20 protein-coding genes and 1 pseudogene are annotated in these 19,544 nt (G+C 56.5%); 13 read left to right on the top strand and 8 right to left on the bottom strand.

Annotation, left to right across the window (positions count from 1 at the left end; translation table 11 throughout):
* Nucleotides 1–5: 5 nt before the first annotated feature.
* The gene (locus KDN35_RS04170; protein WP_171565192.1) at nt 6–1,337 is read right to left on the bottom strand and encodes an aspartate aminotransferase family protein; all 1,332 of its coding nucleotides are present in this window, start codon (nt 1,335–1,337) and stop codon (nt 6–8) included.
* A gap of 57 nt (nt 1,338–1,394) precedes the next feature.
* The gene (locus KDN35_RS04165) at nt 1,395–2,804 is read right to left on the bottom strand and encodes a sigma-54 interaction domain-containing protein (RefSeq protein WP_212132156.1); all 1,410 of its coding nucleotides are present in this window, start codon (nt 2,802–2,804) and stop codon (nt 1,395–1,397) included.
* 344 nt (nt 2,805–3,148) lie between these two features.
* Here KDN35_RS04165 and KDN35_RS04160 point away from each other — a divergent pair, with 344 nt between their 5' ends.
* A complete protein-coding gene (locus KDN35_RS04160; RefSeq protein WP_171565188.1) occupies nt 3,149–3,652 on the top strand; it encodes a cell wall hydrolase in 504 nt (167 codons plus the stop codon).
* Nucleotides 3,653–3,765: 113 nt separating this feature from the next.
* Here the strand turns inward: KDN35_RS04160 and KDN35_RS04155 are convergent, their stop codons facing one another.
* The 3 genes from KDN35_RS04155 to KDN35_RS04145 all read right to left on the bottom strand — a co-directional run bounded on the left by KDN35_RS04155 (nt 3,766) and on the right by KDN35_RS04145 (nt 6,084).
* Nucleotides 3,766–4,596: a copper amine oxidase N-terminal domain-containing protein gene (locus KDN35_RS04155; RefSeq protein ID WP_212132155.1), complete on the bottom strand. Its 831-nt coding sequence runs from the start codon at nt 4,594–4,596 to the stop codon at nt 3,766–3,768.
* Between the two features lie 183 nt (nt 4,597–4,779).
* Nucleotides 4,780–5,445 (bottom strand): MBL fold metallo-hydrolase, encoded by a 666-nt coding sequence (locus KDN35_RS04150; RefSeq protein WP_171565184.1) that lies wholly within the window; start codon nt 5,443–5,445, stop codon nt 4,780–4,782.
* Nucleotides 5,446–6,084, bottom strand: coding sequence for a TetR/AcrR family transcriptional regulator (locus KDN35_RS04145; RefSeq protein WP_212132154.1), 639 nt, complete (start codon nt 6,082–6,084; stop codon nt 5,446–5,448).
* Between the two features lie 255 nt (nt 6,085–6,339).
* Here KDN35_RS04145 and KDN35_RS04140 point away from each other — a divergent pair, with 255 nt between their 5' ends.
* The 6 genes from KDN35_RS04140 to KDN35_RS04115 all read left to right on the top strand — a co-directional run bounded on the left by KDN35_RS04140 (nt 6,340) and on the right by KDN35_RS04115 (nt 12,034).
* On the top strand, nt 6,340–7,728 hold the full coding sequence (locus tag KDN35_RS04140) for an L-cystine transporter (RefSeq protein ID WP_212132153.1): 1,389 nt from the start codon (nt 6,340–6,342) through the stop codon (nt 7,726–7,728).
* 219 nt (nt 7,729–7,947) lie between these two features.
* Complete coding sequence (metA, locus tag KDN35_RS04135) at nt 7,948–8,865, top strand: homoserine O-acetyltransferase MetA (RefSeq protein ID WP_171565179.1); 918 nt, start codon at nt 7,948–7,950, stop codon at nt 8,863–8,865.
* Nucleotides 8,866–9,048: 183 nt separating this feature from the next.
* The gene (locus KDN35_RS04130; RefSeq protein ID WP_171565177.1) at nt 9,049–9,933 is read left to right on the top strand and encodes a LysR family transcriptional regulator; all 885 of its coding nucleotides are present in this window, start codon (nt 9,049–9,051) and stop codon (nt 9,931–9,933) included.
* 102 nt (nt 9,934–10,035) lie between these two features.
* Complete coding sequence (locus KDN35_RS04125; RefSeq protein WP_171565175.1) at nt 10,036–10,425, top strand: CidA/LrgA family protein; 390 nt, start codon at nt 10,036–10,038, stop codon at nt 10,423–10,425.
* The gene (locus KDN35_RS04120) at nt 10,403–11,098 is read left to right on the top strand and encodes an LrgB family protein (protein WP_212132152.1); all 696 of its coding nucleotides are present in this window, start codon (nt 10,403–10,405) and stop codon (nt 11,096–11,098) included. The genes KDN35_RS04125 and KDN35_RS04120 overlap by 23 nt, the downstream gene beginning before the upstream one ends.
* A 105-nt stretch (nt 11,099–11,203) precedes the next feature.
* Entirely contained in the window at nt 11,204–12,034 is an 831-nt protein-coding gene (locus KDN35_RS04115) for a protein-glutamine gamma-glutamyltransferase (protein WP_171565172.1), read from the top strand.
* Nucleotides 12,035–12,092: 58 nt separating this feature from the next.
* Here KDN35_RS04115 and solA read toward each other — a convergent pair whose 3' ends face one another.
* Both solA and KDN35_RS04105 read right to left on the bottom strand, forming a co-directional pair.
* On the bottom strand, nt 12,093–13,223 hold the full coding sequence (gene solA, locus KDN35_RS04110; RefSeq protein ID WP_212132151.1) for an N-methyl-L-tryptophan oxidase: 1,131 nt from the start codon (nt 13,221–13,223) through the stop codon (nt 12,093–12,095).
* Between the two features lie 333 nt (nt 13,224–13,556).
* On the bottom strand, nt 13,557–14,000 hold the full coding sequence (locus tag KDN35_RS04105) for an Hsp20/alpha crystallin family protein (RefSeq protein ID WP_171565168.1): 444 nt from the start codon (nt 13,998–14,000) through the stop codon (nt 13,557–13,559).
* A gap of 198 nt (nt 14,001–14,198) precedes the next feature.
* Between KDN35_RS04105 and KDN35_RS04100 the strand changes: the two genes are divergently transcribed.
* The 4 genes from KDN35_RS04100 to motB all read left to right on the top strand — a co-directional run bounded on the left by KDN35_RS04100 (nt 14,199) and on the right by motB (nt 17,968).
* Nucleotides 14,199–14,981: an IucA/IucC family C-terminal-domain containing protein gene (locus KDN35_RS04100; RefSeq protein ID WP_212132150.1), complete on the top strand. Its 783-nt coding sequence runs from the start codon at nt 14,199–14,201 to the stop codon at nt 14,979–14,981.
* A gap of 512 nt (nt 14,982–15,493) precedes the next feature.
* Nucleotides 15,494–16,225: a ZIP family metal transporter gene (locus KDN35_RS04095; protein ID WP_171565165.1), complete on the top strand. Its 732-nt coding sequence runs from the start codon at nt 15,494–15,496 to the stop codon at nt 16,223–16,225.
* A 128-nt stretch (nt 16,226–16,353) separates the two neighbouring features.
* Complete coding sequence (motA, locus tag KDN35_RS04090) at nt 16,354–17,157, top strand: flagellar motor stator protein MotA (RefSeq protein ID WP_171565163.1); 804 nt, start codon at nt 16,354–16,356, stop codon at nt 17,155–17,157.
* Nucleotides 17,150–17,968 carry a flagellar motor protein MotB gene (gene motB, locus KDN35_RS04085; RefSeq protein ID WP_212132149.1) on the top strand — a complete coding sequence of 273 codons (819 nt, stop codon included), beginning with the start codon at nt 17,150–17,152 and terminating at the stop codon, nt 17,966–17,968. The genes motA and motB overlap by 8 nt, the downstream gene beginning before the upstream one ends.
* A 30-nt stretch (nt 17,969–17,998) precedes the next feature.
* Here motB and KDN35_RS04080 read toward each other — a convergent pair whose 3' ends face one another.
* Nucleotides 17,999–18,406: a winged helix-turn-helix transcriptional regulator gene (locus KDN35_RS04080; protein WP_212132148.1), complete on the bottom strand. Its 408-nt coding sequence runs from the start codon at nt 18,404–18,406 to the stop codon at nt 17,999–18,001.
* Between the two features lie 143 nt (nt 18,407–18,549).
* On the opposite strand from KDN35_RS04080, the gene KDN35_RS04075 reads away from it, so the two are divergent.
* Both KDN35_RS04075 and KDN35_RS04070 read left to right on the top strand, forming a co-directional pair.
* Nucleotides 18,550–19,107: a DJ-1/PfpI family protein gene (locus tag KDN35_RS04075; RefSeq protein ID WP_171565158.1), complete on the top strand. Its 558-nt coding sequence runs from the start codon at nt 18,550–18,552 to the stop codon at nt 19,105–19,107.
* Nucleotides 19,108–19,348: 241 nt separating this feature from the next.
* Nucleotides 19,349–19,544: pseudogene (locus tag KDN35_RS04070) on the top strand (hypothetical protein); the annotation flags it as partial.

Raw genomic sequence — 19,544 nt, 5'->3', positions numbered from 1 at the left:
GTTGGTTACACGGCACTGCTGCCGATGCACAGTATTTCCTGTTCGTATTCCGTAATGGCTTCGTCCAGCATGCGCAGGCCAACGTCGATTTGCTCCTTGGTCACCGTGAGCGGAGGAATCATGCGGATGACTTCACCGCGGTTCCCGCACAGGTAAAACAACACGCCTTTGCTCAGGCACTTGTTCAGGATGGTCAGCAATCCCTCTCCATTGGGAGCCTTCGTGCGCGGATCGACAATTTCGATGCCGATCATCAGTCCGACGGCGCGAATGCTGCCAATCGTCGGGTGTTTCTGCTGCAGGCGGCAAAGCTGTTCCTGAGCGTAGCTGCCCATCACGCGCGCGTTTTCCACCAGGTTCTCTTCTTTCATCACTTCCAGCGTGGCCAGAGCTGCCGCACAGGCGATCGGATTGCCGCCAAACGTGGTGCCGTGGCTGCCCAGCGGCCACTGCTTCATCAGCTCCTGGGAAGCGACCGTGGCACTGAGCGGCAGGCCGGACGCAATCCCCTTGGCGATCGCCATGATGTCAGGGGTAACTTCAAAGGTTTGGGCGGCAAACCAGTTGCCGGTGCGGCCAAAACCGGTCTGCACCTCGTCGAAAATCAACAGGATTCCGTGCCGGTCGCAGATCTCCCTCAGCTTTTTCAGCCAGCCCTTGGGCGGGACAATATAGCCGCCTTCGCCCAGAACCGGCTCGACGATTGCGCAGGCCACTTCTTCGGGCGTTACCTGATGGGCGAACAGTGTCGCCACATCCTTTTCCAGTTGTTCGGCGCAATATACGTCAGGATCGGCCCCTGGCGGAACTTCATCCACTCTGGCGTAGGGGAGCTGGTAGGACAAGCCGCTGGGCTGCAGAAATTTTCGGTACTTGCTTTTCGATGTCGTCACACTAAGGGAACCCATCGAACGCCCGTGAAAGCAGCCGAGAAACGAGAGGACGTAGGGGCGCCTCGTCACGTGCTTGGCCAGCTTGATGGCCCCTTCGATCGCTTCCGTGCCGGAATTGGCAAAGAAAAAGCAGTCCAGTCCAGCCGGGAGCACGGTGGTCAATTCCTTGGCCAGCCGCAGGATCGACTCGTACATGATTACGCCGGACGGACCGTGCACCAGTTGGTCCGCCGCCTGCTTGATTGCCTTCACCACTTTCGGATGGCGATGACCGGTATTGGCGACGGCAATGCCGGATGTAAAGTCCAGATAGGTCTTGCCGTCCAATCCGTAGTAGTAGACGCCTTCCGCCTTGACTACCGGCAGATTCGGGTGGTCTTTGGCCATGCTTGGCGCCAGCAAGGTATGCATCTGACCAACCAAATGACTCCAATCGCTTGACATGCAGCAACCCTCCTCGTTTGTCTGCCGGGAGTGAACTGCAAGTTTCGTTCCAACCCCTTACGTGATTCCGTGTTTTTTTAATTTCCGCACCACGGACGGCTGGCTGATCCCCAGCGCCTGCGCCATTTTCACCGTGGTCTTGTGCGTTCGTTTCGCCTTTAGCAGGACCTGCCGTTCGACCTGATCCAGGATGTCCTGCAGCGGCCGATTTTCATGCACATCGAACAGCGGCTGATCGTATCGCCGATTGAGGTACGCCGGCAGCAGATCGACCGTCACCACCGGGGAGGAAGAGGTGACGACCAGTCGCTCGATGACGTTGATCAGTTCCCGCACGTTTCCTTTCCACTCGTAGTAGATCAGGCGGTGGATCACGGCTTCGTCCAGCGTCCGTTTTCGCTTGTACTTTTGCTCAAACTGCCGCAAAAAGTGCTGGATCAGCGGCAGGATGTCCTCCGTTCTCCGGCGCAGCGGCGGAATGGTTATTGGCACGACATTGAGGCGAAAGTAGAGGTCTTCGCGAAACGTCTTTTCGCTCACGGCCGCTTCCAGGTCCCTGTTGGTGGCGGCAATCAGGCGGAAATCCGCCTCCCGTTCCTTGGTGCCGCCCAGCCGGAAGAACCGACGCTCCTGAATCAATTTCAGCAGTTTGACCTGGTTGATCAGCGACAGTTCGCCTACTTCGTCGAGAAACAGTGTCCCGCCGGAAGCCAGCTCGGCCAGCCCCAGCTTTCCTTTCGGATTGGCCCCGGTAAAGGCGCCGCTCTCGTAGCCAAACAGTTCCGCCTCAAACAGCGCATCGGGGATCGCTCCGCAGTTTACTTCGATGAACGGTCCCTTGGCGCGTCCGCTGTGATTGTGAATAAACTTGGCGACATGCGATTTGCCCACCCCGGATTCACCGAGCAGCAGGATGGTGGCGTCCACTTCGGCCACCCTGAGCGCCGTGTCGATCACGGTTTTCATTTCCTCGCTGTTGGCGATGATTCCGTCCGCATGCAGATGCTTGTTGCGCAGCATGTCCAGCTCGCTTTTCACGCGCTCGATGTCTTCTTCCAGCACCTGCAGGAAGTGCTGCAGGTTGATCAGCTCGGTCACGTCGTGGGAGTAGCTGACGATAAAGATCAGTTCGCCGTTGGGATCAAACACCGGAATGCCCGTGACCAGCAGCTTTTTCCGCTTGTTTGTCGTCTGTATCACGGTGACTTTTCTGCGTTCCTTGATGACCATCGGCGTGACAATCGGCGTAAACAGCCCTTCCTTCTCCAGGTCGTACACCGACTTGCCGATCAAATCTTTCGTGTCCACACCGTAAATCTCCCCGGTTTTTTCCGTGGCCCGCACGATGATGCCATCCGTATTCGTGACCAGCAGATCGTCCTTGAGCGACTGCAGGATGGCCAAATCTTCGCTCCACGTGTGTTGGTCATTCACGTCGCTGTCCCCCTTTGCCCTGTCCCTATCCATTCTTGAATAGATGCCGATGGTGTGCGCTCATCAGGCGCTGAGCTTGCCGTATGATTCACTGTTATGCGTTTTTGTATAATTATTCAGGAATGAATCGCACTCGTCAATTTGTTGCTGATACGCTTTTCACACATGCGCGAAAAACGCCTGTTCTCAGGGGAGAGGGCTTTTTTTTTCGCCGCCGGGCAGAGATTCCTTCTTTTTTGCAGCCAGGGTTGTATTTTCGTCCCTGTTCCTGCCTATGGAGATGAAACGAAATTCAACAGAGCGGCTTGGGGTGGGGCCGCTTAAGTTGAACACCCCTTCGTTTCTTTCAAATCCAAAACATGAAAGGGGTATCAGACATGGCGTATCCGTATGGTGAACCGTTGACGAATATCGGCAGTGATCCGTGGGATCTCACTGAAATGAAAGGGCGCGACAGCGTTGATTTGCTCGCCCGCATGGTATATGCCGAGGCGCGTGGGGAATCGCTTGAAGGAAAGCGCGGTTGTGCGCACGTGGCCAAAAACCGAAAAGCCAAAAACCTTTCCGAGTTTGGCGGGAATACGTACGAGGGGGTGCTGCTGAAGAAGTATCAGTTTGAGGGAATGACGACGGAAGCGGCTCGGAAGCCGGATCTGTCCTCGCAGGCCTGGAAGGATTCCTTGAATATCGCCATGAACATGTCCACGACGCCCAATCCGATCGGCAACTGCCTGTGGTTTGTGACCAACTCGTACTATGCGACAAGGGTGTCATACAATAACGGTGTCGAATACTTCACCTTCCCTGGTTCCACTGCAAGGAAGGTCGTGGAGAAAAAAGTGATTGGCAACCACACCTTCTTCCGGGTGGAGGGCTATTAAAAAAACCAAAACCGGGCAGCAAAACGCTGTCCGGTTCAGTCTGTAAACAAAGTCTGTGGTGTCATGGGTGATGTTGTCCTCTAGCACTTCTTCTTTAACTTCGTTTGACCAGGCTAGTCCTGCACGAATTCGATAGTCTTTACCTGGAATTGATCCTTGGCAAACTGATAGGTGATGTGAAACTGGCCCACGACATGCGCCGGTGACAACTGGGCGGGAACACGGGCGAGCAGAGCGTCTCCCTGCGTTTCATAGGTCACGATGCCGCCGATTCCAAGAGACGAAAACCAGCTGGATGGTTCCGCAGGGATTTTGTCTGCGGGGATCACCGTTGTCTTTCCGTCAATTGAAATCTCGACGTGGTCCTTGGTGACCTTGCTCGTCATGTGTTGCTTCAGCGTCTCGACCGGATCAGGCACCTTTCGTTCCTCCCATGTGTCCGGTTGGAGGACGTGGACGTCCTGGGTCAGTGCCCCGGTTCCATATCCGGTCGTCAGAATGAAGATCAGCTCGTCTTTTCCGTCACCCGTCAGGTCTTTGGATTGGATCGTTGGCGTGTAGCTGGGGTTTGTTACGCTTTTCCAGTCAAACAGCTTGAATTGGCCCTGGTGTTCTGCCAACAGCGGAGTATACAGGCCATCTTTTTCTTTCAGGGCATAGAGCGTGGTCTGCTCATGCGGCAAACGGGCGATCGGTGTTGGCCCCTCCGGTTTGCTAACGATCACCGCCCTTTGTTTGCTGTCCCAGTTCACTTCAGCGCCCATCGCCTCCGACACCGCGCGAACGGGAACCATGACGCGTCCGTTGATAATCTGCGGGGCCACATCCGTTTCTACTTTTTTGCCGTTGACGATCAATGCGATGTTATCCGTGTTTTTCGCAAGTGCCCAACCGCCGACAGATGCCAGTGAGGCGCACAATGCAGCCGCTACCCATTTTTTCATCGGAATCATCCTCTCGCTTGCTTTCCATATATAGACATATAGACCGCATAGGGACAATCCTATTATAGCTGTTAATTCCTGTAATTGCCAGAAAGCGAGCGGAGCTGCATTGCAGTGGATGGCAAGGTGCGGTTGTCTGCACTCTGGGAGGATAGGGGACGCTCCAATGATTTTTTCGAGACTTTACCCGTACTTGCGCATATACGCCGCCACCTGCTCTCCGGCCGCAAACACCGGTCCGCCGTGACATACTTCCAGCCGCCTGGGCATCAGCTCCCGCACGATGGCGCTGCTTTTCACCGCTTCCGCCATGTCCGCCGTGAACATCGGCATTGGTCGGCGGAGCTGTCCGTTTTTGGAGGTAAACAGGTCGCCGGCGAGCAGCACGCGGTCCTGCTCATGATAGTAGACGACGTGACCGGGGGAGTGGCCGGGGGTCAGATACGGCTTCAGGCCGGCGATGGGTTGGAGCTGTCCGTCCGCGCTTTCGGCGAGCGGTGCCGCCAGTCCTGCGGCAACGTTGCGCTCCGGTTTCTTGCGGCGGGGATACGGCAGCGCTCCTTCCATGTAGGGAATCTCGATGCGGTGTGCGTATACGGGAACGGCGTATTTGTCCAGAATCCCCCTGATCGCCCCGACGTGGTCGGAATGGCCGTGCGTGAGCAGGATGCGCCGCAGCGGACCGGCGTTCAACCTGTCGATAAACCGCAAAATGCCGGCGGTCATGAACGGCAGGCCGGCGTCGACAAGCGTGACGCCGTCGTCAGCGGTAACGACCCAGACGCGCACGGGGATCAGCAGCCACGCCTTGAGGCTCCAAATGTGCTCGGAGATTTGTTCCGCCTTCATCTACGCACCACTTCCTTTTGTCGCGGTATGGTGAAATCCGGCCAGCAGGACGTCCCAGGCGAGGTCAAACGTGGGTTCCAGCCGCTTCAGCAGGTGGTCGAGCGGCTCGGCGGAGTGGGTGTACGTTCCGATGATTCCATGCAGGGTAAAGAAATAGATGCGGGTGTAGGCCAGCACCCGATCGTCCGGCGTATCCGGCGGCAGACACGCCCGGACCGCCTGCCTGAGCAGGCCGAACAACCGGTTCCGAATCTGCTGGACCTCCAGCGCCGGCGTCTCTTCGTCAACGCGGGACGCTTTTGCCATGAAAAAAATCGTGTACATGTTCCGGTTCGCCAGACAAAAGCGGACGAATGTCCGGGTGACTGCCTGCAGGCTGTCTGCGGGAGCGAGCGTTTGGTCGCGCAGGAAGGCCTCCATCTGCTGGTGCAGGGATTGCAGCGGTTCCATGGAGAGATGGTGAAGGAGCGCCTCTTTGTCCTTGAAGTACAGGTAGATGGTCGTGTGGGAGCATCCAGCCTGTTTGGCGATCTCCCGCATGGTCACGGCGTCAAAACCGCGTTCGGCAAACAGCGTTCCGGCTGCTGCCAATATCGCCCGTCGCGTCTCCTCGGAACGGATTTCCTGTCTGTTCGGCATGGGAATTCTCGCTCCTTTCATGTGATTGGACATATGATAACCAATGGTTAGTAACCGTTGGTTATAAAATAACCGATGGTAACCTTGGCTGTCAATCTGGTATGTGCCAGATGAGATAGTGACATAGGCGTCTGGTGTTCGTATGTATGTAAGTGTAAATCCTACTTGACCTATCGGTTTTTGTATCATATAAATGTATTGTTCCGCATCGGAGCGGAATCAGGAAGTCATGCCGGACAATCGGAGGGAATTATCATGCTGACGTTGTTGTCCATTGTAAACATTGTGTTCATGCTGCTTCTGATGGCCGGATTGTATGCCATGCAGAAGAAGCATGTGTCGTTTTCCAAACGCGTCTTTGCCGCTCTGGGGGCAGGGATCGTTTTCGGTCTGATCCTGCAGGCTGTATACGGCATCAAGTCGGACGTACTGCAGACGTCGATCGACTGGTTCAACATTGTGGGGAAAGGCTACGTCAAACTGCTGCAAATGATTGTCATGCCGCTGGTCTTTCTCTCCATTTTGGCTGCCTTTACCAAAATGAAGCTGTCCGCGAACATCGGGAGGATCAGCACGCTGATTCTCGTCATCCTGGTGGGCACGACCGCAGTGGCCGCAGCTATCGGGATTGGCTTCACATTCGCGTTTGACCTGGACGGCGTGCAGCTGCAGCAGGGAGCAGCGGAGACTGCGCGCATCGAGCAGGTGGAGCAGAAGCTGGGCGAGCTGCAAACGATGACGCTGCCGCAAAAAATCCTGGAGCTGCTGCCGGCCAACCCGTTCCAGGATTTCACGGGAGCACGCCCGACGTCGACGATCGCCGTCGTCATCTTTGCCGCCATCATTGGCCTGGCGTTTTTGGGAGTGAAGCGGAAGCATCCTGACCATGCCGAACAATTCGCCGGCATCGTCGACACGTTTTACACGGTCTTAATGAGGGTGGTGACGCTCATCTTGCGTCTGACACCCTACGGCGTACTGGCGATCATGACACGGGTGACCGCCACCAGTGACTACGAAGCCATCTGGAACCTGGGCAAATTTGTCGTGGCGTCGTATGCGGCCCTGCTCGTCATGTTTGCCGTTCATTTGCTGCTGCTGGCTCTGGCGGGATTAAATCCCCTCACCTTTGTGAGAAAGGCGTTCCCTGTGCTGACTTTCGCCTTTACATCCAGGACCAGCGCGGGTACGCTGCCGCTTAACGTCAAGACGCAGACGGACGAACTGGGAGTGCCGGAGGGCATTGCCAACTTCGCCGGGTCGTTTGGTCTGTCCATCGGCCAAAACGGCTGCGCGGGAATCTATCCGGCGATGCTGGCCGTAATGGCGGCTCCTGTTGCCGGCGTCGATCCGCTTTCGCCGTCGTTCATTCTGACGCTGATTCTCGTCGTTGCGCTCAGTTCGTTCGGCGTAGCGGGCGTTGGCGGCGGTGCGACATTTGCCGCTCTGATGGTGCTGTCGACGATGAATCTGCCGGTGGCGATCGTCGGGCTGCTGATCTCCGTCGAGCCGCTCATCGACATGGGCCGGACGGCTCTCAACGTAAGCGGCAGCATGACGGCCGGCCTGCTTACCAGCAGAGTGACCGGTGAGCTGGATTATGACGTGTACAACGAAACGAAACAGCTGCCGGCTGAGGCGTGAGGCACGCAGGCCGGCCGCACAGAGACAAGGAACCCGCGATTGCACACGATCATGGCATCTGCCCCTGACCCGCTGGTGGTTGGGGGTTTTTGCTGCACAAATTGTCATCATTTTCTTTCCTTGAACCTATTCTGGAAGCAGGAAAGAAAAGTATACTTGTCGAATTTGTCGGATTACTGTCTTGCGGACATCACTGCGACGGATGGAAGGGGGAGAACCATGCCAATCAAATTACCTGACGAACTGCCGGCAACAGAGATATTGGCAAGAGAAAACATTTTTGTCATGAAGGAAAGCAGGGCCTTTACGCAGGACATTCGGCCGCTGCGCATCGTCATCCTGAATCTGATGCCGGTCAAACAGACGACGGAAACCCAGCTGCTCCGCCTTTTGGGGAACACGCCGCTGCAGGTGGAAATCGTTTTGCTCCATCCCGGCAGCCACACCTCCAAAAACACCCCGGCTGAGCACCTGTCCACGTTTTACAAGACTTTTGAAGAGATCAAGGACGAAAAGTTTGACGGCATGATCATCACCGGCGCGCCGGTTGAACAACTGCCGTTTCACGAGGTCACCTACTGGAAGGAACTGCAGCAGATTCTCGACTGGAAGCTGACCAACGTCACCTCCACGCTGCATATCTGTTGGGGGGCGCAGGCGGGGTTGTACCATCATTTTGGCGTGCCCAAGCACCCGCTGCCCGAGAAGCTGTTCGGCGTCTTTGCGCACACGGTAAACAAGCCAAACGTCAAGCTGTGCCGGGGATTTGACAGCGTGTTCTACATCCCCCACTCGCGCCATACGGAAAACCGGCGGGAGGACATCGAAAAGGTGGCCGAGCTGGAGATCCTTTCCGAATCGGAAGAAGCGGGCGTTTACATCGTGGCCACCAAGGACGGCCGGCAGATCTTTGTCACCGGCCACTCGGAATACGATCAGGGGACGCTGCGTGACGAGTACGAGCGCGACCGCAGCAAGGGCCTGGACATCGCCATTCCCAAAAACTATTTCCCCAACGACGATCCCAGCCAGCCGCCGGTGGTAAACTGGCGTGCCCATGCCAATCTGCTGTTTTCCAACTGGCTCAACTACTACGTCTACCAGGAGACGCCATACGACTGGAACGCCATCCGCTAGCGCCGGAAGACGCCAACCATCCGGACTGCGGGTGGTTTCTTTTTTGGGGGAGTGGACAGACAGCGACAGTTCCCCGGGAAATCGGATGCGGACCTGGAGGCGGGAGCGGGAGGATTTCTGCGCGCGCTGACATGTGTGGTAAGCTGGAAGGACAGACAAGCTGCGCGAAGAGGGGGCAGAGCGATGGACATCAGGCAGCTTCAGTATTTTGCCGAAGTGGTGAAACAGCGGAGCTTTACGCGGGCGGCGGAGGTCCTGCACGTCTCCCAGCCGTCCATCAGCAAGGTGATCAAAAGTCTGGAAGCGGAGCTCGGGGTGACGCTTCTGGAGCGAAGCGACCGGAAGATGAAACTGACCGATGCAGGCGAATTGGTGTACGAGCATGCGACCAAAATGCTTCAGCTGATGGAGAGCCTCTATGCCTCTGTGGCCGAAATGAGAAACCTGCAGCGGGGCAGGGTCAAAATCGGCATGATGCCGACGGTCGGATCGCTGCTGCTGCCCCAGGTGATTGCTCGGTTCAAACAGGAATACCCCGGCATCGACCTGGAGATGAGGGAGTACAGCGCCAAGCGGCTGGAGGTGCAGGTGGAGCAGGGGCACATCGACGTCGGGCTGACGGTCCTTCCGGTCAACACGCAATCATTTGTCGCCGTTCCGCTCGCGGCGGAGGACCTGGTTGCCATCGTTCACCGAGAGCATTGGCTTTCCGCCAGGGAGTCGGTCAGTCTGGCGGAATTAAAGGACGAGTCGTTTATCCTGTTCACCGAGGAGTACGCCCTGCACGATGTGGTTCGGCAGGCGTGCAGGCGCTCCGGGTTTGAACCGCAGGTCGCCTACATGAGTTCGCTCTGGGATTTCGTCGGGGAAATGGTCGCGACCAGACTGGGCATCTCACTGGTTCCCCGCTCCGTAGCCAGACGGCTCAACAACAGTCTTTTGAAAATGGTCCGCATCTCTTCGCCGCCGATCGACTGGCATTACGCGCTGATCTACCGCAAGGACGGCTATTTGTCGCGCGCGGCACGGGCGTTTGTCGCCTTTGTTCAACAGCACCTTGCATCATAACCACAAGGCATGGATTTGATGACAATTATGTATTGTACGAATGAAATCGGGACGGCGTAGAATGAACGTAACAATGTGGCATGTCCGTAGGAGGCGGTCCCGATGAAAAAATGGCTGCAAGCAATCCCGCAGATGCTGCTTCTGCTCCTGTTTTCCTGGTTGGGAAAGGCGGTCGCGGCGGTATTTCACCTGCACGTGCCCGGCTCCCTGATCGGGATGATGCTGCTGTTTGTTGCCCTGCAGGCGGGATGGGTGCGGCTCACGTGGGTGGAAGCGGGAGCGGCGCTGCTCTTTGGCGAGATGATCCTGTTCTTTGTGCCGACGATCGTCGGGATTGTGCAGGTCCCGTGGCTGTTGGGGACAAAGGGGTTGTTGGTGCTGCTCGTCGTGTTGAGCGGAACCGCACTGGTGATGGTTTCCACCGGTGTCATAGCGGAACGGCTGCACCGGATGAGGGAGGGGAAGCGGCGTGATTGCGTGGAGCGTGTGTAGTTTGCCGCTGACTGTTCTCTTTTATTGGCTCAGCAAGCGGATAAATCGACGCAGACCGGGCCTGCTGTTTTCTCCCGCCGTGCTGACTCCGGCGGCGGTGATCGGTGTGCTGGCTGTATCCGGTCTTCCTTACGAGGCGTACATTGAAAACGCTTCCATTTTACACGAAATGCTGGGTGTCGTGACAGTGGCGTTTGCCGTCCCTCTGTACCGGAATTGGCCGATTCTTGCCGCCAACTGGCAGATCATCATATTGAGTCTGGCTGCCGGATCGCTGGTGTCCATCATCGCGGGTGTCTCGACGACGATGCTCGTGGGCCTGGGGGAAACGGCGGCCATCAGCGTGATCCCCCGTTCCGTCACCATGCCGATCGCCGTCAGCTTGTCGCAGGCGATCGGCGGAGTGCCGTCGCTGACAGCCGTGTTTTGCATGCTGACCAGTTATGCGGGCGTTTTTATGGCACCGATGATCATCAAACGCTGCGCGCTTAACCGGCCCGAGTCGATCGGGCTGATGTACGGCATGGGGGCACATGTGCTGGGCATGGTCAAGGCGTTTGAGCGGGGGGATCTGGCGGGAAGCTCCTCGACGCTGGCCGTAATCGCCGGCGCGCTCATCTCGGTCGTGTGGGTATTTCTCCTGCTGCCGGCCATTCAGATGTGGCTCGCCTAGCGAGAATGCACTCCTCGACTTGTGATCCGCAGCAGAGATGGGGGTGATATTCACCGTCTCGTTGCATAGACATTTACAAGGATCCGGTAAGAGAGGGGTGATCGCATGATTACAATCGCAGGTTCGCCGGTCGATCCGTCCGAGTTACTGGGAGCGTGGTCGTTATCCGGGGGACAGCGGGAAGTGGTGACGGCCATGGCGCGCAGCCGGGACGTATACGCCTATCCCTCTGCCCAGGTCTTGCGGTTTGAACTGAAGTTGCGCGAGCGGTTGGTGAAATCAGCAGTGGCACTTGCCCACAGCGGACTGGCATTCGCCACTTTCGAACGGACGAGGTGCAACGAGGAGTTTTGGATCAAAACCGAGTACGGCGGGTGCCTTCTCCGGGAAAACGTGCCGCCGTCCGTCGCCATCGAGGATATTTTCCGCCGCGGCCGGGCCTACGCGCTGGAATGCGCCACGGCGATGGTGGTCATAATCTACTACGCCGTGCTGCAATCGATACGGCGGTCCGACTTTGACCGGCTGTTTTCCGGGTTGCTTCTGTACGATTGGCGGTATGACCAGGACCTGCGGTTGACAACGGTTCGGACGAGGTCCTTCCTGCCGGGAGACATTGTGTATTTTGAAAATCCCGACTTCGATCCGTCCACACCGGAGTGGCAGGGAGAGAATGCAGTGGTGCTGGGAGGAGGGGAGTACTACGGTCACGGCATCGGCATCGGTCCCGCCGAGATGTTCATTCGCCATCTCAACCGGCAGCGGAGACCGGGCGCCACCCGGTCGGCCTTCCTGTCTGATCTGGTGACGCGGCCCGGGTTTGCGTACCTGTCCCAGTTTGAGGGCAGCTCGTTCGCCCAGGCTTCACATGCAGAGCCGCTGCCGGCATGGGAGCTGGTTATCGCTCGGATCGGCTCGTCCGTTTGGGAGGTGTAGCTGTCTGCACGCTGAGCCTCGCCCCTGACTTGGGCGAGGCTGTTTGCGTGCAATTTGTTCAGAAGCGGGTCACTCGAAACAGGGACAGGTCGATCTCTGATGTTCCCCGGGTGATCAACTGGCTGGCTGCTTCTCCCACGGCGCTGGCGAATTTAAAGCCGTGACCGGAAAAACCGGCGGCGATGACGATATGGGGATATTCGGGATGACGATCTATGATGAAGTGTTCGTCAGGCGTATAGGTGTACAGGCAGACCTTGCCCTGGCGAAGCGGTCCGGCAGCCTGGGGCATATACCGTTCCAGGAACGACCGCGTATCCGCTTCGTCCGAGGGATAAAGGCCAAAGGTCCGGTCCAGCTGGTCCGGGTCGGCCGGCTGCCCGCCGTCGTGCCGCCCTATCTTGACCCCCGCGCCGTCCAGGCTGGGAAAACCGTAAAACATCGAATCGGCCAGCGTGAAAAGGAAGGCCGGAAAGCGGTCGCTGCTGTACAGCTGTTCGTCCGCAGCAAACCAGGAGACGGTTTTGCGGGTGGGAGTGAGCGGCAGGGAGAGGCCGAGCGAGACCAAAAGCCCTGCGCTCCAGGCGCCGGCGCTGATCAGCAGCGCGCTCCCGCTGTAGGTGTCGGTTTGCGTTTGCACGCTGACACTGTCGCTCTTTGCCTGAATGCCGGTCACCCGCTCGCCGGTGCGCAGCTCCGCTCCGGCAGCCAGCGCCCGGTTGCGGTAGGCGCGGATGCACTCTTCGCTGTAGAGAACGCCCGCTGTCGGTTCAAAACAACCGAGAAACTCTGCGGGCAGACGGATGCCCGGCCAGCGCTGTCCGACATTCCCCGCGTCCAGCACTTCCAGCGGCAGCGAGTATTGCGCTGCACTCTCCTGCACCTCTCGTAGGAACGGCGCGTCCGCAGGCCCCGCGCTGAGTACGCCCGTTTGCACGAACAGGCGCTTTCCCGTTTCTTCGGCCAGCTCAGCCCACAGCTCTTTGGCCCTCAGCGCCAGCGGCACGTACTGCCTGCCTTCGCCGTATGCGTACCGGATGATTCGGGTATCCCCGTGATGGCTCCCCCTCTGGTGAGGCGGATCGCCGGAATCCAGGAGCAGTGTTTTCACTCCTTGCCGGGCCAGGTAATACCCCGCTGCCATGCCCATTGAACCGGCTCCGATGACAATCGCGTCGTAGTGTCGCACGATGGGTTCCTCCTTTTCCCGTTACCCTGTTTCGCAATTCTTTGTCTCTTTTGTGTTTGTTCCATTATCCTACACAAGCGCGCGCAGGTCGAGCTTCCCTTTCGCCCCACTGATTATCTGTGAGGAGAGGCGGGAGTAGTGGAAAGAACAGTTTTCGCCACTATTTGGGCTCATGCGGAACTGGGGAAAACGTACCGGTCACAGACATGGTGTAACGAACGTACGCCGCACATCACATCTTCCCGTGACAGTTTTCTGCCTCCTGACCAGAGTGCCTGGTCCAAAAAACTACGCCTCCCTGTGCGGGGAGGCGTGTTTCCATGCTGGCGGGACCTAGTGAAACTCCACGTCAATGCGCCGCTTCTCATCCGGATGCGCTTTGGGAATGCGCACTTCCAGGACGCCGTTTTTGTAGGTGGCTTTTACCCCTTCGGAAGAGACACGGGCAGGGAGCGTAACGGAGCGGGAAAAGTGGCCGGAGAACCGCTCCTGCCGGTGCATCCGGTTTTCCTTCACCTCGTTGACCTTGTTGATGCTGCCGGATATGGTCAGGACGTTGTTCTCGATATCGATCTGCACGTCTTCCTTTTTTTCCAGACCGGGGATGTCACACGTCGCGACCACTTCCGTATCCGTTTCGTACACGTCAATGCGGGGAGTGGCCAGGAACCCCTCCGTGCCGGCGAAGAGGCCGGGCATTCCGGTGGTAAAGAAACGGTCCAGCTCGCGGCGCACGTTCTCCAGATGGCGAAATGGTTCATAAGGAATCAGTGACATAACAACCCTCCTTTACGTGCTTACATTGTTATTCTGGCGGTATATGGCAATCGTATGCATCGATTGTGCTGATTTCGTCGTCGTGCCCTTGTGCCGGGAGGGTGGGCGGCTTATAATGGATGTCAGCAAGAAAGATGATAATGAAAATCATTATAGCTGAATATAATGCCAAGGAGAGAACACGAAAGGAAGTCGCCCATGTCCGCCGAATTGAATCTGTCCGTTTTGGAACAAACGTACCGCCTCTCGATCGCAGGCGAAGTGACTGCGCCGCTGGTGTTTGCCGCAGACGGTCTGCTGCAGAAAGAGACCGTCAAGCCGTTTTTGCGCCAGCTGGGTGAACAGATCGGTTCCCCCACGCCCGTGGTGACCGCGTCCATCTTCTTCAAACGCTTCCTGACCGTACTGTGCGGCGGTTTGTACGCCATGTCCGTCTATTCGGCCGGGCTTGATTTATCGCTGGGCAACATTCTTTTGACTGCTGAGAAAAACTGGGCCCTTCCCCGGTTTGTCCTGCGGGATGGGAGTGTCAGCACGCCCGGCGGACAGGGGCGGGACGTCTGGCGGGAACAGGTGCTGCGCCGCTTTTTTGCGGAGACAATTCACCCGCTGATTGCGACCCTGTCTGCGGTTACCGGCATTCACGCCAAGATTTTGTGGGCGCATACCGCCTACATCGTGCACTACTATTACGAGGAGTGGCAGCAGCGGGAAGAACTGGCTGCGCTTCGCGGTCAGCTTGCCGCCGATTTCCGTTTTTTGTGCCGTCAAGCCGGACCGGACCTGTTTGGCCTCACCACAGGCAATCCGCTTGACACCAACTTTACCGTCGTCTCGCATCCCAAGCAGCCGGACCGGCAGATTCGCATTCGCCGCCAATGCTGCTTCCAGCACTGCCTGGCGAGCGGCCGGTACTGCTACACCTGCCCGCTTTTGAACGAAGAATCGCGGATTCAGCAGATACTTGCTCTCGGACACTGACAGCGCCGTTATTACGGCGCTGTCAGACTGAAGACAAACTGCTTTTATTTATGATGTAGTTTCCCAAGGAACCGATTTTTCCATCGTTTCCAGGCCGCAAGGCCTGCACATTAATCAAACGAAGGTGGAGAAAAAGTACATGGCATGGGGTGATGGGGCAAAGCGAGCTCCTTTGACGACCTGCAAAGCGAAAAGACGCAAGACGCGGGGAATACAGGGGGCACAAGTCTCACTTCGTCGAAATACCCAGATGTTTGCCCCCTGCCCGCGTCGCGTTTTGGAGCGGACTCTATCGACTTCGTTGCTGGTCGTCAAGAGAGCGAGCGGGCCCCATTACCCATGCACCACGGACTTTGTCTACACGCTGACAGCGCCGTTATTACGGCGCTGTTTCTGCCTGCAAGCGGGAGCCGGGAGGACCCGGGATTGACGGGCAGCCAAGTGTTTCCTTCTGGTCCGCTCTCCGTGGTATCATGTGGGTATCGTGGACTCAAAGCGCTGGAGGAGTGGGAATGGAACAACTGGTCATCGGCAGTTTGCTGTCGGCGTTGGCGACGGGTTTAGGAGCCTTGCCGATTCTCTTCTTTCATTCGGTGACACACCGCTGGCGGGATATCCTGCTTGCCTTTACAGCGGGCATCATGATGGCGGCCGCCACCTTCAGTCTCATTCCGCAGGCGCTGGCGAACGAGCAGTTTGTCGTCGTCTGTCTCGGCGTGTTGACCGGAACGCTTGTGCTGACCGTGCTGGAAAGCCTCATTCCGCACATTGACCTGGAGCACACGCGCGTCAACATCTCGATGGATACGCAGGCGGTGTTGATTCTGTCAGCCATCACGCTGCACAACATACCGGAGGGGCTCTCCGTAGGAGTGAGCTACTCTGCCGAGCATCCCGGACTGGGCGGTCTGATCGCTTTTGCGATCGGGGTGCAAAATGCCCCGGAGGGCTTCCTCGTCGCGCTGTTTCTGATTAATCAGCAGGTAAGCCGCTTCAAGGCGTTCCTGCTCGCCACGCTGACCGGATCGGTGGAGGTTGTCTCTGCCTTGGTCGGCTACCATCTGACGGCGCTTGTGGAGGGGCTGGTCCCTTACGGCCTGTCGTTTGCCGCCGGCGCGATGCTGTTTATTGTCTACAAGGAACTGATTCCCGAGAGTCATGGAGACGGGCACGCGCGGTCGGCCACCTTTTCGTTTATTCTCGGCCTCCTGGTCATGATCGGGCTGACCCAATGGTTTGCCTAAAGCCGTTTTGCGTTAGCGGTGTAACAAAGAGTTTCGATTTTTCCTCAACTTCCTCTCACAACCCGGAGCAGAAATACCGAAACCATATATAGAGAGATTTTTGATTACGGGAAGTAGGGAGTGTCACCATGGAAAAGTCGACCTGGATCGGTATTGTACTAGGCATCCTCGCAGTTGGTGTCGGAATGGTGCTGAAAAACGCCAGCCTGACATCGTTAATCAATCCGGCAGCATTTATGATTATTATCGTGGGTACGGCTGCCTCCGTGTTCAACGCGTTTCCCCTGTCGGAGATCAAACGGATACCGGCGCTGTTTCGCGTGCTGTTTACCGAACAAAAGCTGCCGTCCAAGCGGGAGTTGATCGACCAGTTCATGCACTGGGCATCCATTGCCCGCCGCGAAGGCCTGCTGGCGTTGGAAAACACCTCCGACGAGATTGAAGATCCGTTCCTGAGAAACGGCATGAAGATGATCATTGACGGTGGCGAACCGGAGTTTGTTCGCGACGTGCTCAATGAAGAAATTCATTCGATCGAGGAGCGCCATCAAGCGGGCGCGCAAATTTTTTCCCAGGCGGGCAGCTACGCCCCGACTCTCGGGGTATTGGGGGCGGTGGTCGGCCTGATTGCCGCGCTGACCAACATGAGCGACGTAGATGTGCTGGGGCAATCCATCGCGGCGGCGTTCGTCGCTACGCTGCTCGGTATTTTTACGGGTTACGTGCTGTGGCACCCGTTCTCCAACAAGCTGAAGCGCAAATCCAAACAGGAAATCGAAATTAAGAAAATCATGGTGGAGGGGCTGCTCTCCATTCAGGCGGGCGTATCCCCGGCGGCTATTGAGCAAAAGCTCCTGGTCTACATCCCGACCCAGGAACGCGTGGAGGCGAGGGATGTGAAGAAGGAGGAGGAGGCCGTGGTAAATGGCTAGACGACTCAAACGTCAGGTACGTCACGAAGAGCACATGGACGAAACCTGGCTGATTCCGTATGCAGACCTGCTGACGCTTTTGCTCGCGCTGTTCATCGTCCTGTTTGCGTCCAGCAAGCTGGATGCGCAAAAATTTGACCAACTGGTCCGCTCCTTCAACGTTGCACTAAACGGCGGGATCAGCGTACTGGATCAGCCGAGCCCGGTGCCGCTCGATCCCACCCTCCCCCAGCAGACGCTGCACAAGGGGCAGCAGGCCGAACGTAACAAGACGGAAGAAGAGCGAAAGCTGGAAGAGGCGTTTCACAAGGAAACGGAAGACCTGAAAAAGCTGCAGCAGCAGATGGAAGCGTACATTATCAGCAACAAGCTGGGAGACAAGCTGCAGACCCAAATGACCGAAGAAGGGCTCCTGATCACCATCCTGGACAACGCGCTGTTTGATTCCGGCAAGGCCGACCTTAAGCCGGAAGCGCGGAAGCTGGCGACGGAACTGGCAGCGATGCTGGTGCCTCACCCCAAAAAGGTGACCGTCACCGGACATACGGACAACGTCCCGATTCATCGCGCGGAGTTTCCTTCCAACTGGGATTTGAGCGTCAAACGGGCGGTCAACTTCCTAAAAGTCCTGCTGGAAAACAAACAGCTCGATCCGCGCAAGTTCAGCGCGACCGGCATGGGCGAGTACCATCCGGTGGCCAGCAACGATACACCGGAAGGACGGGCCAAAAACAGACGGGTGGAAGTGGCCATTTTGCGCGACCTGATGGCACCGCCGAAAAACAGTGTTCAGCCATCACCATCACCATAAACAAAGGCAAAGGGATAGCGCGACAAGCGTCTATCCCTTTTTTGACACCTCTTCAGCTTCCGCTTCCGCAAGCCCCATCTCTTTTTTGATCGCAGCCATGCGTTTTTTTCCCCATTCGTACATCATCTGAATGATGGGCAGCAGGGTCATCCCCAGCTCCGTCATGGAATACTCCACACGCGGAGGCACTTCCGGGTAGACTTCCCGATGAACGATGCCGTCCTCGATTAGTTCTTTCAATTGGTTGGTCAGCATCTTGTGCGTAATTTTGGGGAACAGCCGCTGCAGTTCGCTGAAGCGGTGCGGCCCTTCTACCCCGAGATGCCACAGGATGACGATTTTCCACTTGCCGCTGATAATGGACAGCGTCAGTTCCTTCTCGCAGTTAAAGTCTCCGTTGCGGATCTTCTCCTGAATCTCCTTGCGAATGTCAGACATGTCCTTCTCCTCGTTTGCTTGAAATTCGTCAATAGTATCCTTTTTGTAACCATCGCACGAAAAAGTGCATTCTTTCGACGTATGGCATACGTGACTATAATATTGCTTGTCACATAAACACATTGTAAAGGAGTGGAGCCAGAATGTCGAAAAAAGTGCTGATCCTGACCGGTGACGCCGTCGAAGCACTGGAAGTGTACTACCCGTACTATCGATGCCTGGAGGAAGGATTTGAGGTAACGATCGCTTCCCCTACGGATAAAAAGGTGCTCCATACTGTCGTGCACGACTTTGAAGACTGGCAGACGTTTACGGAAAAACGGGGCTACCAGGTGGAAGCCCACGCTTCGTTTGAACAGATCAACCCGGAAGAATACGACGCGCTGATCATTCCGGGCGGGCGCGCTCCGGAACACATCCGGATGCACAAGGATTTTCCCCGCATCGCCCGTCATTTCTTCCAACAGGATAAGCCGATCATGATTCTGTGTCACGCCAGCGTGGCCTTGACGGTGATCGCTGACCAGATCAAGGGGCGTCAGATGACCGCCTACATTGCTTGCCGTCCGGAGGTGGAAGCAGCCGGGGCGACTTACGTGGAAACCCGCTTCCATGTGGACCGCAACCTGATCTCCGGTCATGCCTGGAACGATCTGCCGCAGTTGATGAAAGAGTTTATCAAACAGGTACAAGCTTCCTGATAGACACGCAGGAGAAAGGACAGCGTCAAAACACGCTGTCCTGTCCTTTTTTGTGATGAGCAGTACCACCTGAGTCTTGACCATCATCGCGGACTAATAGCAAGCTGACGTCGGTTTTCTGATGACCGCAAGTGTTTAGCAGTATGACAAAATTGTAAATCCACTTACCAAGATATTTACAAATTATTGTAATATATATACAATTTGGAATGGAAAAATCCCAAAATAAGGAGGGAATGTTTTGAAAAAGACAGTTTCATTATCTGTGCTAACCTTAATAACGGTATTTTCTCTCACAGCACCAGTTGTTGTGAATGCTACCCCTGCAGTTTCTAAAGTAAGTACATCTCAGAAGAATGAACAACAAATAGAACAAAAATATTCTTACTTTTACAAGGGCATTAACTTTTCAGGTAATTCACCTCTTTCTGAAAAGT

This window comes from Brevibacillus sp. NL20B1 (assembly GCF_018195675.1).
Lineage (GTDB): Bacteria > Bacillota > Bacilli > Brevibacillales > Brevibacillaceae > Brevibacillus > Brevibacillus aydinogluensis.
This window is presented reverse-complemented; position numbering and strand designations above follow the sequence as displayed.

Coding starts and splice junctions, on each gene's coding strand:
- KDN35_RS04170 (WP_171565192.1), bottom strand. CDS start 1,337: ATGTCAAGCGATTGGAGTCATTTGGTTGGTCAGATGCATACCTTGCTG.
- KDN35_RS04165 (WP_212132156.1), bottom strand. CDS start 2,804: ATGGATAGGGACAGGGCAAAGGGGGACAGCGACGTGAATGACCAACAC.
- KDN35_RS04160 (WP_171565188.1), top strand. CDS start 3,149: ATGGCGTATCCGTATGGTGAACCGTTGACGAATATCGGCAGTGATCCG.
- KDN35_RS04155 (WP_212132155.1), bottom strand. CDS start 4,596: ATGAAAAAATGGGTAGCGGCTGCATTGTGCGCCTCACTGGCATCTGTC.
- KDN35_RS04150 (WP_171565184.1), bottom strand. CDS start 5,445: ATGAAGGCGGAACAAATCTCCGAGCACATTTGGAGCCTCAAGGCGTGG.
- KDN35_RS04145 (WP_212132154.1), bottom strand. CDS start 6,084: ATGCCGAACAGACAGGAAATCCGTTCCGAGGAGACGCGACGGGCGATA.
- KDN35_RS04140 (WP_212132153.1), top strand. CDS start 6,340: ATGCTGACGTTGTTGTCCATTGTAAACATTGTGTTCATGCTGCTTCTG.
- metA (WP_171565179.1), top strand. CDS start 7,948: ATGCCAATCAAATTACCTGACGAACTGCCGGCAACAGAGATATTGGCA.
- KDN35_RS04130 (WP_171565177.1), top strand. CDS start 9,049: ATGGACATCAGGCAGCTTCAGTATTTTGCCGAAGTGGTGAAACAGCGG.
- KDN35_RS04125 (WP_171565175.1), top strand. CDS start 10,036: ATGAAAAAATGGCTGCAAGCAATCCCGCAGATGCTGCTTCTGCTCCTG.
- KDN35_RS04115 (WP_171565172.1), top strand. CDS start 11,204: ATGATTACAATCGCAGGTTCGCCGGTCGATCCGTCCGAGTTACTGGGA.
- KDN35_RS04105 (WP_171565168.1), bottom strand. CDS start 14,000: ATGTCACTGATTCCTTATGAACCATTTCGCCATCTGGAGAACGTGCGC.
- KDN35_RS04100 (WP_212132150.1), top strand. CDS start 14,199: ATGTCCGCCGAATTGAATCTGTCCGTTTTGGAACAAACGTACCGCCTC.
- KDN35_RS04095 (WP_171565165.1), top strand. CDS start 15,494: ATGGAACAACTGGTCATCGGCAGTTTGCTGTCGGCGTTGGCGACGGGT.
- motA (WP_171565163.1), top strand. CDS start 16,354: ATGGAAAAGTCGACCTGGATCGGTATTGTACTAGGCATCCTCGCAGTT.
- motB (WP_212132149.1), top strand. CDS start 17,150: ATGGCTAGACGACTCAAACGTCAGGTACGTCACGAAGAGCACATGGAC.
- KDN35_RS04080 (WP_212132148.1), bottom strand. CDS start 18,406: ATGTCTGACATTCGCAAGGAGATTCAGGAGAAGATCCGCAACGGAGAC.
- KDN35_RS04075 (WP_171565158.1), top strand. CDS start 18,550: ATGTCGAAAAAAGTGCTGATCCTGACCGGTGACGCCGTCGAAGCACTG.